The organism is Nocardioides ginsengisoli (assembly GCF_039537225.1).
GTDB lineage: Bacteria > Actinomycetota > Actinomycetes > Propionibacteriales > Nocardioidaceae > Nocardioides > Nocardioides ginsengisoli.
Window position 1 is genome coordinate 60,735 of record NZ_BAABAC010000003.1, and the last position, 11,747, is coordinate 72,481.

Genomic DNA, 11,747 nt, shown 5'->3' on the forward strand with positions numbered 1-11,747 from the left:
TCACTGCTCCTCCTGATCCTTCCGTGTCCGGTCCCTGCGTGCATTCTCACGCGGGTCGGCGCGGCGCACCAGCACCCCGTTGCCCGGCAGTACGACCACCGGACGGGCGCAGCCGCCGAGGGGGACGCGCTCGGTGGTGCTGAAGAGCACCTCCGCGGCCGCCACCTCCCAGGACCGCTCCCCCAGGTTGAGGTGGAGGGACAGCTCGCCGCGGTCGAGGGTGAGCCGGCCCTCGGCCTCGTCGACGGTGGCCGCGCCGAAGCGCGGGTCGGTGAGCTCCGGGTGCCGGCGGCGCAGCACCGCCAAGCGACGGTAGCCCGCGAGCACGCGCGCATGACGGCCGTGGTCGAGCTCCGACCAGTCGAGGCGACTGCGCTCGAAGGTGGCCGGGTCCTGCGGGTCGAGCACCTGGTCGGGGTCCCAGCCCATCCGCGCGAACTCCTCGAGGCGCCCCCGGGCCGTCGCCTCGGCCAGCTCGGGCTCGGGGTGGGAGGTGAAGAACGCGAAGGGCGTGGAGGCGGCCCACTCCTCGCCCTGGAAGAGCATCGGGGTGAACGGCGCGGCGAGGGTGAGCAGCGCGGCGCACAGCAGGCGCCCGTCGTCGAGGTGCTCGGCGGTCCGGTCGCCGCGGGCGCGATTGCCGATCTGGTCGTGGTTCTGCGCGCAGACGACGAGCCGCCAGGCCGGCATCCGCTCGGTGTCGATCGGTCGGCCGTGCGGACGGTCGCGGAAGCTCGACCAGGTCCCGTCATGCAGGAAGCCGCGATCGAGCACCTTGGCCAGGGCGCCCAGCGGCGCGAAGTCGGCGTAGTAGCCGGTGGTCTCGCCGGTCAGCGCGACGTGCACCGCGTGGTGGAAGTCGTCGCTCCACTGGGCGTCGAGTCCGCGACCGCCGCTCTCGCGGGGCGTGACCAGCCGGGTGTCGTTGAGGTCCGACTCGGCGATGAGCGTGAGCGGACGGTTCTGGTGTGCCGACAAGGCGCCCACCTCGATCGCCAGCTCCTCCAGGAGGTGCACGTCCGACGCGTCCGCCAGCGCATGGACGGCGTCGAGACGCAGCCCGTCGACGCGGAAGTCGCGCAGCCACATCAGCGCGCTGTCGAGGATGTAGCGGCGCACCTCGCCCGAGCCCTCGCCGTCGAGGTTGACCAGGTCGCCCCAGGTGTTGCGGCCGTCCTTCAGGTACGGCCCGAACCGCGGCAGGTAGTTCCCCGACGGCCCGAGGTGGTTGTAGACGACGTCCTGGATGACGCCGATCCCCGCCCGGTGGCATGCGTCGACAAGTCGCTGGTAGGCCGCCGGCCCGCCGTACGGCTCGTGCACCGCCGACCACAGGACGCCGTCGTACCCCCAGTTGTGCACCCCGTTGAACGCATTCACCGGCATCAGCTCGACGAAGCCGACGCCCAGGCTCACCAGGTGATCGAGCCGGGAGGCGACCGCGTCGAGCGTGCCCTCCGGCGTGAACGTCCCGACGTGCAGCTCGTAGACGATCGCGCCGGCGAGCTGCCGTCCGGTCCAGGCGCCGTCGCCCTCGGCGTGCGGCGCGGGGGTGAAGGTCGCGGAGAGCCCGTGGACGCCGTCCGGCTGGCGTCGCGAGCGCGGGTCGGGCAGCGGCCGCTCGTCGTCGTCGAGCAGGTAGCCGTAGCGGGTGCCGTCCGGCACCGGGCCGACGTCGGCAGACCACCAGCCCCCGGTCGTCGCGCGCATCGGCAGCACGTCGTCCCCGAGGACGAGCCGGACCCGGTCGGCGCGGGGCGCCCAGACGTCGAGACTCATCGCTGGTCCCGCACGAGCAGGGCGACCGGCAGCTCGCTCAGCAGGAGGTCGACCTCGACCGCAGCCGGGCGGTCGGTCACCAGGTCGCGCCACGCGCCGGGCGGCAGCTCCAGCCGGGTGTCGCGCCAGCCGCCGGCCCGTTCGAGGCCGAGCGGCAGCCGGGTCACGACGGTGATCGCGCCGCCCCGGTCGAAGGCCAGGACGTGGTCGGCGGCCGCGCCCGCCGCGGTGAGCGGGTCGTACCGGACGAAGAGGTCGGGCCGGTCGCGCCGCAGCCGCAACGCCGTCCGTACGACGTGCAGCTTGGCGCCTCCGTCGTCCCCCGGCCCACACGGCCGGACCGGCCCGGCCCCGGCGAGCAGCCGCTGCCGCAGGGCGAAGTCGACCGGCCGCCGGTTGTCCGGATCGACCAGGCTCTGCTCCCACAGCTCGCTGCCCTGGTAGACGTCGGGAACGCCGGGCACGGTGAGGCTGAGCAGCTTGGCTGCCAGCGCATTGCTCCAGCCCGGACCGGCGACCCGCGCGGCCGCGCCGTCGAGCAGGGCGGCGACGGCCGGGTCGTCGTACGCCGCGTCGACCAGGGCGTGCACCGCCTTCTCGTAGGCCGGGTCCGGCTCGGTCCAGGTGGTGCGGTCGCCGGCCTCGCGCATCGCCTTCTCGGCATAGCCGTGCAGTCGCTCCCGCGCGATCGGCCAGGCGCCGAGGGCCGCCTGCCAGAGCAGGTTGGCGAAGCCCTCGTCCGGGGCAGGCGCGGCGACCAGCAGCGCGTCCACGGTGTCGCTCCACCAGCCGGCATCCTCGGCGAGCACGCTGATCCGGGCCCGGACGTCCTCGCCGCGCTTGGTGTCGTGGGTGCTCAGCGTCGTCATCGCGGCGGGCGCCACGCTCTGCCGCCGCGCCATCGCCGCGTGGAAGGCGTCGGGCGTGACCGAGAAGTGCGACGGGTCGGCGCCCACCTCGTTGAGCGAGGTCAGCCGGGACCAGCGGTAGAACGCGCGGTCCTCGACCCCCTTGGCCATGATCATCCCGCTGGTCTGCTGGAAGCGCAGGGACGGCGCGCGCACCCGGTCGACCAGCAGCGGCAGCACCAGGTCGAGCGCGTCGGCGAGGTCCGGACGGTCGGCACGGACGGCGTCCACGGCCTGCTGGAGGTGCTCACGGCCCTCGGGCAGATAGCTGCGGTAGACCGGGAAGACGGCGAGCAGCTCGACCAGCACCTCCTCGACCGGCTGCCGCCAGGCGCGGTCGGGCACGACCTCGAGCTCGACCGCGATCTCGCGCGCGATGCGTCGTACCTCGGCGTGGAGGATGGTGTCCGCGACGTGCCGCTTGTTCGCGCGCACCACCTCCGGCCAGGGCGGCACACCGCCCCGCAGCCGCTCGTCGAGCGCTCCGAGCGCGGCCTCGCCGGACGGGTCGACGAGCACCCGGTCGATCGTCGCGAGCACCTCGTAGCCGGTCGTGCCCGCCGTGCTCCAGCGCGCCGGCAGGTCCTCCCCCGGCTCCAGGATCTTCTCGACGACGACCCAGGCGCCGCCGGTGAGGTCGGCCAGATCGTCCAGGTACGCCGCCGGGTGGCGCAGCCCGTCCGGGTGGTCCACCCGCAGCCCGTCGACCAGGCGTTCGCGAAACCAGCGGGCGATCTCGACATGGCTGGCCTCGAAGACGTCGCGGTCCTCCACCCGGACGCCGGCGAGCGTGTTGACCGCGAAGAAGCGGCGGTAGTCGAGGTCGTCGTCGGCCGCGCGCCAGCTCACCAACCGGTAGTGCTGGCGGGCGTGCACCGCCTGCGGGTCGTCGGTGTCGTCAGTGTCGTCGGTGTCGTCGGTGTCGTCGGCGGTTCCGGGCGCGAGCGGGAAGCGGTGGTCGTGATAGCCGAGCATCCCGTCGACGATCCGGAGGCCCGCGATCGGCCCGTCGGCGTCCGGCTGGTCGTCGTCGCCGACCACCGGCAGCAGGACCCGGCCGCGGCCGGCGGCCCAGTCGACGTCGAAGAAACGGGCGAAGCGTGAGTCACGGCCGTGCTTGAGCACGTCCCACCACCAGCCGTTGGTGGCCGGGCTCTCGACCCCGACATGGTTCGGTACGACGTCGACCAGCACGCCCATGCCGCGCCGGTGCGCCTCCGCGGACAGCCGCGCGAGCGCATCCGGGCCGCCGCGCGCCGGGTCGACCCGGGTGGGGTCGACGACGTCGTAGCCGTGGTCGCTGCCGGGATGCGCCTCCAGGATCGGTGAGAGATAGACCCAGCCGACGCCCAGCTCGTCGAGGTAGACCAGCACCTCGCGGGCCGCGTCGAGGTCGAAGGACTCCCGCACCTGCAGGCGGTAGGTGCTCGACGGGACCCTCACTGCTCGGCCGCCATCGAAGCCACGGACGCGGCCGGGCTGACGTCGGTCTCGGGCTCCGGCTCGTGCCACTGGCGCAGGACGACGACGCAGCGGTGCGGCGTCTTGAACGGCGACCCCGCGTCGAGACGGACCTCCGGGTCGCAGCTGCCGCTGGTGTCCGCGACCACCTGCCAGGCGCCGGCGTACTCCTCGTCGGGCAGCGTGATCAGCCGCTCGTCGTCGCCGTTGACCAGGATCAGGAAGTGGTCGTCGCGGATCGGCCGGCCCTGGCGGTCGCGCCCGGCGATGCCGTCGCCGTTGAGATACATGCCCACCGTGCGCAGGCCGCCCCAGTCGTCGTCCTCCATCGGGCGGCCGTCGGGATGGAGCCACACGATGTCGTTGAGCCGCTCGCCCTCGCCGACGCGGACCGTCGTACCGGTGAAGAAGCGCTGGCGCCGCAGCGACGGGTGCTCCGCGCGCAGCCGGGTCAGCTCGCCGACGAACTCGCACAGCGGCCGGTCGACGCGCTCCCAGTCGACCCAGCTCAGCGCGGAGTCCTGCGCATAGGTGTTGTTGTTGCCCTGCTGGGTGCGGCCGAGCTCGTCACCGTGCAGCAGCATCGGCACGCCCTGGCTGAGCAGCAGCGTGGCGAGCAGGTTGCGCTGGTCGCGGGCACGCGCCTCGTTGACGACCGGGTCGTCGCTCGGGCCCTCCACGCCGTGGTTCCAGGACCGGTTGTCGTCGGCGCCGTCGCGCCCGTCCTCACCGTTGGCCTCGTTGTGCTTGTGCTCGTAGGACACCAGGTCGCGCAGAGTGAAGCCGTCGTGAGCGGTGACGAAGTTGATGCTCGCGACGGGACGGCGGCCGGTGTGCTCGTAGAGGTCGGCCGAGCCGGCGAGCCGGCTGGCGAGCGCGCCGAGGTTGTGGTCGCCGCGCCAGAAGTCGCGGACGGTGTCGCGGTAGGCGCCGTTCCACTCGGTCCACTGCGGCGGGAAGCCGCCGACCTGGTAGCCGCCCGGCCCGACGTCCCAGGGCTCGGCGATGAGCTTGACCTGGCTCACGACCGGGTCCTGCTGCACCAGCTCGAAGAAGGTGGCGAGCCGGTCGACGTCGTAGAACTCGCGGGCCAGCGCCGAGGCGAGGTCGAAGCGGAAGCCGTCGACGTGCATCTCGGTGACCCAGTAGCGCAGCGAGTCCATGATCAGCTGCAGCGAGTGGGGATTGCCGGCGTTGAGGGAGTTTCCGGTGCCGGTGTAGTCCATGTAGTACCGCCGGTCGTCGTCGACGAGCCGGTAGTAGGACGGGTTGTCGATGCCCTTGAAGCTCAGCGTCGGCCCGAGATGGTTGCCCTCCGCGGTGTGGTTGTAGACCACGTCGAGGATCACCTCGATGCCCGCGCCGTGCAGCTCCTTGACCATGGCCTTGAACTCCTGCACCTGCCCGCCGGGCGTCGTACCGGACGCATAGCCCTCGTGCGGCGCGAAGAAGCCGATCGTGTTGTAGCCCCAGTAGTTGCGCAGCCCGCGCTGCAGCAGGACGTCGTCGTGCACGAACTGGTGCACCGGCATCAGCTCGATCGCGGTCACCCGGAGCGCGCGCAGGTGCTCGATGACCGCCGGGTGGGCGAGTCCGGCGTACGTGCCGCGGAGCTCGTCGGGGACGTCGGGATGGGTGGCCGTGAGCCCCTTGACGTGCGCCTCGTAGATCACCGTCTCGGCGTACGGCGTGCGCGGGCGGCGGTCGCCCTCCCAGTCGAAGAAGGGGTTGGTGACGACCCCGAGCATCATCGGGTCGAGCGAGTCGTCGTCGTTGCGCTCCCCGGGCGCGTCGAAGTCGTAGCCGAACAGGCTCTGCCCCCAGCCGATCTCGCCGACGGTCGCCGTGGCGTAGGGGTCGAGCAGCAGCTTGGCCGGGTTGCAGCGCAGCCCTTGCCCGGGGTCCCACGGCCCGTGCACGCGGTAGCCGTACCGCTGGCCGGGCTGCACGCCGGGCAGGTAGGCATGCCAGACGTAGGCGTCGACCTCGGTCAGCTCGACCCGCGTCTCGGTGCGGACGCCGTCGTCCCCGACGTCGATCAGGCACAGCTCGACACGCTCGGCGACCTCGCTGAAGAGCGCGAAGTTGGTGCCACTCCCGTCGAACGTCGCTCCGAGTGGGTACGCCGTCCCGGGCCAGGTCTCCACGTCCGCCACGCTCCTCAGGCTCGTCAGGCTCGTCGGTTGCCTTCGAAGCAGGGGGTACCCCTGGGCGCGACCTTCACCCAGGGGCGACCGCCTCCGCTGCCGCGACGGCGGTCGACGGCCTCCGGTCGGCCCACGGACGGGCCTGCTCGAGCTGCGCCGCGAGACGCAGCAGGGTGGCCTCGCCCCCGTAGGTGCCGAGGAAGTGGACGCCGATCGGCAGGCCGGACGCCGACCAGCCGAACGGGACGCTCATCGCGGCGCGCCCGGTGAGATTGGCGACGACGAGCGGGTAGGCGACGAAGCGGGCGGCACGGGCCTCGGCGACCGTCGGGTCGGCGTCGTCGGCGGCCATCTCGCCGAGGCGGGGCGGCGGCTCGGCCAGGGTGGGCGAGAGCCAGAGGTCGAAGCCGGCGGTCGCCTCCGCGAGGCGGCGGGTGAACCGCTGGATGGTGGTGATCGCCATCAGCAGCTCTCCCCCGCTGACCCGCTGCCCGCGCTCCCAGTAGAGCCGGGTGAGCGGCTCGAGCTCGTCAGGCTCCGGACGGCGGCCGAGCTCGTCGACCCAGTAGCGGATGGCCCAGTCGGTGGCGGCGCCGTACATCCGTCCGATCGCGGAGCCGACCCGGCCGTCGAGCTCGGTCAGGTCGCGCTCGAAGACGTCGTGGCCGAGCTCGGTCAACAGCCGGCAGGCCTCGGCGACGACCGCGACGACCTCGGGGTGGCCGGGGTCGCCGTCGGCGGTGCGGGTGGTGACCGCGATCCGGAGCCGGCCGGGCTCGGGGACGCACTCGTCGACCCAGCGCCCGGGCCCCGGCGGCGCGGAGTAGGGGTCGCCGAGGTCGGGGCCGGACGTGACGTCGAGGAGCGCCGCACTGTCGCGGACGGTGCGGGTGAGGACGTGCTCGGAGACCATGCCCGCGAACGCGTCGCCGTAGCGGGGGCCGAGGGGGTTGCGGCCGCGCGTCGGCTTCAGCCCGAACAGATGGCACGCCGAGGCGGGGATCCGGATCGACCCGCCGGCGTCGTTGCCGTGCGCCACGGGGACCATCCCCGACGCCACCGCCGCCGCGGACCCGCCGCTCGACCCGCCGGTCGTGTGCCGGACGTCCCACGGGTTGGCCGTCGCCCCGAACAGCCGCGGCTCGGTCGTCGGCGCCATGCCGAACTCGGGCGTGTTGGTCTTTCCGAGGATCGCGAACCCGGCGGCCCTGAGCCGTCGTACGTTCTCCTGGTCGCCGCGCGAGACGTGGTCCGCGAGGAAGGCGGATCCCTCGCAGCAGCGCAGGCCGTCGGCCTCGGTGCAGAGGTCCTTGAGCAGGATCGGGACGCCGGCGAACGGCAGCGCCGGGTCGGTCGCACGGGCCGCCTCGAGGGCGCGCTCGTAGTCGGGGATGATGACCGCGTTGAGCGTCGGGTTGAGCTCCTCGACCCGGGCGACGGCGTCCTCGACGAGGTCGACGGGACGCAGCTCGCCGCGGTGGACCAGGTCGGCCAGAGCCCTCGCGTCGAGCCAGGCGGTCATGACCGGTACTCGGGATTCTCCCAGTCGAACCGGGTGCCGGCGTTCCACTCCGAGCGCTGGTTGCCGAAGCCCGGCACGCCGCCGGCGTCCTTGAGCATCCGCGCCAGGTGCATCAGGTTCCAGGTCATGAAGGTGGCGTTGCGGTTGGTGAAGTCGTTGTCGGGGCCGCCGCTGCCCGGGTCGAGGTACGACGGCCCGGGGCCGGCCTCGCCGATCCAGCCGGCGTCGGCATTGGGCGGGATCGTGTAGCCGATGTGCTGCAGCGAGTAGAGGACGTTCTGGGCGCAGTGCTTGATGCCGTCCTCGTTGCCGGTGATCAGGCAGCCCGCGACCCGGCCGTAGAAGAGGTACTGGCCCTTGTCGTTGAGCATCCCGCTCAACGCGTAGAGCCGCTCGATGACCTGCTTGGTGATCGAGGAGTTGTCACCGAGCCAGATCGGGCCGGCGATGACCAGGATGTCGCTGTCGAGCACCTGCGGGTAGATGTCGGGCCACGCGTCGACCGCCCACCCGTGCTCGCGCATGTCGGGATAGACACCGGTCGCGATCGGATGGTCGACCGCACGGACCTCCTCGACGGTCACGCCGTGCTTCATCATGATCGCGGAGCTGGCGTCGATCAGCCCCTGCGTGTGGCTGATCTCGGGGCTCTTCTTCAGGGTGCAGTTGATGTAGATGGCCTTGAGATCGCTGAAGTCCCAGTCGCTCACAGGTCAGTCTCCTTGCCTCAGCGCCGATGGACGGCGACGACGACGAACTGTTCGTTGCCGCCGGCGACGTCCTGCTCGCGTACGACGCCGATGCCCTCGGCGTAGTACTTCGCGGAGACGACGCCGGGCTCGAGCCGGGTCCACTCGAAGGACCGCAGCACATGGTGGAACCGGCGCAGCGGCGTCCGCAGCGTCGCCTTGAAGCCGACCGTCCACGCCTGGTCCTCGGCGTGGCCGGGGTAGAGCTCCTGGCGGTAGGCGTCGGTGGCCTTCGGGTGGGCCTTCATGATGATCCCCGGCCGGGCGCCGTCGCGGCCGGCGAGCCAGGTGCCCTCTCGGCTGTCGAGGTGGCCGTTGGGCAGGTAGGTCGCCGTGTTCTCGCCGAAGTACCAGACGTTGCCGGCGTCGTCGGCGGCGTAGAAGTCCGTCGTCCGCTCGGCGAGGCTGCCGTCGGCACGCCGCAGGACGTCGCGGACGACGCGCGTCCGCACGCCCTCGATCACCCGCGTGTGGTCGGTGACGCGGACCCGCTCACGGAAGTGGACGCCGTCGTCCGTCCCGCGCAGGACGACGGTCGTGCCCGGTTCGAGCGGGAACCACCCATTGGCCTGCGGATGGGCGAAGCCCTGCGGCGCGGGCGCCGGGGCCGCGGACGGCCCGGCGCTGGCCGCGACGACGAGGATGGCTGCGGCCACCGAGGTCGCGAGCGTGGTGGCGAACATGGCTCCCCCTTCGCATGGCCGAAGCGGCCACTCCCCAGGCTAAGCCTCGGCGACGAAGGTGGCGACGGCCTCGACGAGCTGGTCCAGCCCGGTCTCCTCGATCGGATAGTGGCCGGCGTCGTCGAGCAGGGTCGTGGTCACCGGGACCTTGCCGATCCGGCGGAGGAAGGGCTCGGAGAGATGCAGCGGCGTCCAGCGGTCGGCGGCCGGCTGGGTCAGCAGGACCGGGCAGACGTCGAAGTCCTCGGGCTCGGTGGTGGGCCGGTGGTTGAGGTAGGAGGCGAGGAAGGCGACGCTCGCGCGGTTGCCGGCCGACGTCGGATCGGCGTACGTCGCGCGCTGGGCCGCGCGGTCGTTGGTCAGCGCCCGCATCCGGCTGACCCAGCGCATCGGCAGCCGCAGTCGCCGCAGCGGGGTCCGGGCGAGCAGCCGCATCAGGGGCGCCCCGACGAGCCCGGTGAGCGGGTCGAAGGCAGTCGCCGTCCGGACTCGGAGGGAGCGCTGGTCGAGGAAGGTCATCCCGACGATCCCCCGGACGTGCGGGCTGATCGAGGCGATGTGGAAGGTCTCCATGCCGCCGGCCGACAGGCCGTAGAGCACGATCGGGCGGTCGTCCCGCGCCCGCTCGGTCTCGACGAGGGCGGCGCCGATCCGCACCCAGTCGTCGTAGGTGACCAGCGCACCGTCGGCGACCCGCGTCACGCCGTACGTGGGCATGTCGATGGCGATCGTCTCGTAGCCCCGCTCGGCCAGGGGCCGCCCCAGGATCGTCGTCATCTGGCGGCCGTTGGTGCCGACGCCGTGGAGCAGCATCACCTTCGCGGGAGCCTCGGGGTTGCGGTAGGTGTCGAGGTGGATCTCGTGGCCGTCGTGGTGCCACCACTCCTCCGTCGGCTCGGTCTCGGGCGTCAGGCGGTAGCGCTCGGGCAGGTGCTGCTGGATCGCGCGCCAGGCAGGCTGGTCGGCGTACGTCATCAGGTTCCTTTCGGTCGACGGGGTGCGCGAGCGTCGGCTGCTCACCACTGGAGGTCGATGACCGGGTCGGCGGTCAGGCTCGCACTGCTCAGGCGCGTGCTGGTCACCGGGCATCCGGTCGAGGTCACCGTGAACGGCTGGTTCGCGTTCCCCGTCGCCATTCCCGTGCCGGCGTCGTAACTGCCGGTGAACGACTTGGCGACTGCCGGGCCGGTGGCCGAGCAACCCACAAAGACGCTCGACCACTCGATCGTGAAGCCGTTGACCGGAACGTTGTCCGATCCCATGAGGACGCCGTCATAGAGCTGACCTGGCGACGTTCCCACCGCAGGCACCGTGAACGAGAAACTCCACGTGCCGTGGCTGATCAACCGGGCGGGCAGTCCGGCCTGGTTCGGCCATCGTGCGCAGCATTCGTGATTCCCTTCCTTGCATGGACTGGGCGAGGCGGCCCCAAGCGCGACCGACGCCCTGGGAGAGAAATGCAGGCGCCGGCCGCGCGCGGATCGGCGTACGGGCGTACGCCGGTGGGTGACCGGCCGCAGGAGCGATGGTCCTGCGCCCGGTCGTCAGGGGGTGATCACTGGTAGACCGGCTCCATGCCCAGGGCCTCGCGGACCTCGTTGGCGTCGGTGATGTGCACCGTCGTGTCGAGCACCGCAGTGTTGGTGCCCGCCGGCGACGGCACTCCGGCGATCGCGTTCACGGTCGGGTTGAGGTAGCCGAGCGGCGTGCCGCACCCACTGGCGCCGGGCGCCGCGAAGGCGTTGTCGACCGCGCGTACGCCGTCGAACCGGATTCCCCAGCCCTCCGCCGTGCCCGGGTGGTACACGCCGCTGATCGGCTGGTTGGGCGGCGGCGGCGAGGTGGTGCCGGTGGTCAGGTTGAGGGCGATCGGGTGGGTGTTGCTGCCGATATAGCAACCCGGACCGAGGACGCTGAGGACGTCGGTGAACGGGTTGTGGACCTTGGCCTTGAGCTTCAGCCCCAGCACGGTGCCCTGCTGCAGGACGAGGTTGTTGATGTCGATCGTCGGCAGCGCCGTCAACTCCGGCGTCACGTAGGCGGCGAGCGGCCCCACTCCGGCGCCCGGGATCCCCAGCACGCCGCCCGGTACCGCGATCGGCGGGGAGTGGAGGATCTTGGCGCCGTTGGAGGGCGAGACGGCGATCGAGTTGTAGTTCTCGTCGTAGCGGAGGCCGAACTCGAGCGTGATCGGGTCCTGGGTACGCAGGTCGAACTTGCCTACCTTCAGTCGGGCGTTCGTGGTCTTGATGTAGACGCAGCTGGCCACGGCCGGGTTGTCGACCGGGCAGTTGGCGTACATGGACAGGTTCGGCGGCAGCGGGTCGGCCGACGCGGGGCTCGGGCTCAGCCCGAGCAGCGCGACCGCGCCGCCGAGCAGCGCCACCGCCGCCGCGGCGGCGGACCGCCGGGACTGCACGTTGAACAGCTTCATGGGAAACTCCAATCTCACACTGCTGGAAGAAGGCGCCCGCCCGTGCGGGTGCCGGTCACCGGGG

9 protein-coding genes are annotated in these 11,747 nt (G+C 72.2%); all 9 read right to left on the reverse strand.

The annotated features are described in order from the left end of the window. The 9 genes from treZ to AB4880_RS00415 all read right to left on the reverse strand — a co-directional run bounded on the left by treZ (position 1) and on the right by AB4880_RS00415 (position 11,683). On the reverse strand, positions 1–1,779 hold the full coding sequence (treZ, locus tag AB4880_RS00375) for a malto-oligosyltrehalose trehalohydrolase (RefSeq protein WP_367917207.1): 1,779 nt from the start codon (positions 1,777–1,779) through the stop codon (positions 1–3). Next, the gene (gene treY / locus AB4880_RS00380; protein ID WP_367917208.1) at positions 1,776–4,130 is read right to left on the reverse strand and encodes a malto-oligosyltrehalose synthase; all 2,355 of its coding nucleotides are present in this window, start codon (positions 4,128–4,130) and stop codon (positions 1,776–1,778) included. The genes treZ and treY overlap by 4 nt, the downstream gene beginning before the upstream one ends. Further along, positions 4,127–6,295, reverse strand: coding sequence for a glycogen debranching protein GlgX (gene glgX / locus AB4880_RS00385; protein WP_367917359.1), 2,169 nt, complete (start codon positions 6,293–6,295; stop codon positions 4,127–4,129). The genes treY and glgX overlap by 4 nt, the downstream gene beginning before the upstream one ends. 73 nt (positions 6,296–6,368) lie before the next feature. Further along, positions 6,369–7,817, reverse strand: coding sequence for an amidase (locus tag AB4880_RS00390; protein WP_367917209.1), 1,449 nt, complete (start codon positions 7,815–7,817; stop codon positions 6,369–6,371). Beyond that, positions 7,814–8,527 (reverse strand): flavodoxin family protein, encoded by a 714-nt coding sequence (locus tag AB4880_RS00395; RefSeq protein ID WP_367917210.1) that lies wholly within the window; start codon positions 8,525–8,527, stop codon positions 7,814–7,816. Before AB4880_RS00395 ends, AB4880_RS00390 begins: the two co-directional genes overlap by 4 nt. A gap of 17 nt (positions 8,528–8,544) precedes the next feature. Continuing rightward, entirely contained in the window at positions 8,545–9,249 is a 705-nt protein-coding gene (locus tag AB4880_RS00400; RefSeq protein ID WP_367917211.1) for a hypothetical protein, read from the reverse strand. A 39-nt stretch (positions 9,250–9,288) separates the two neighbouring features. Continuing rightward, a complete protein-coding gene (locus AB4880_RS00405) occupies positions 9,289–10,224 on the reverse strand; it encodes an alpha/beta hydrolase (protein ID WP_367917212.1) in 936 nt (311 codons plus the stop codon). 41 nt (positions 10,225–10,265) lie between these two features. Continuing rightward, positions 10,266–10,595, reverse strand: a complete 330-nt coding sequence (locus AB4880_RS00410; RefSeq protein WP_367917213.1) for a hypothetical protein — start codon at positions 10,593–10,595, stop codon at positions 10,266–10,268. A 209-nt stretch (positions 10,596–10,804) separates the two neighbouring features. Continuing rightward, positions 10,805–11,683, reverse strand: coding sequence for a hypothetical protein (locus AB4880_RS00415; RefSeq protein WP_367917214.1), 879 nt, complete (start codon positions 11,681–11,683; stop codon positions 10,805–10,807). Positions 11,684–11,747: the final 64 nt, after the last annotated feature.

What these genes read in the sequence shown, in the direction of transcription:
- treZ (WP_367917207.1), bottom strand. Translation starts at nt 1,779, where the DNA reads ATGAGTCTCGACGTCTGGGCGCCCCGCGCCGACCGGGTCCGGCTCGTC.
- AB4880_RS00405 (WP_367917212.1), bottom strand. Translation starts at nt 10,224, where the DNA reads ATGACGTACGCCGACCAGCCTGCCTGGCGCGCGATCCAGCAGCACCTG.
- AB4880_RS00390 (WP_367917209.1), bottom strand. Translation starts at nt 7,817, where the DNA reads ATGACCGCCTGGCTCGACGCGAGGGCTCTGGCCGACCTGGTCCACCGC.
- AB4880_RS00400 (WP_367917211.1), bottom strand. Translation starts at nt 9,249, where the DNA reads ATGTTCGCCACCACGCTCGCGACCTCGGTGGCCGCAGCCATCCTCGTC.
- AB4880_RS00415 (WP_367917214.1), bottom strand. Translation starts at nt 11,683, where the DNA reads ATGAAGCTGTTCAACGTGCAGTCCCGGCGGTCCGCCGCCGCGGCGGCG.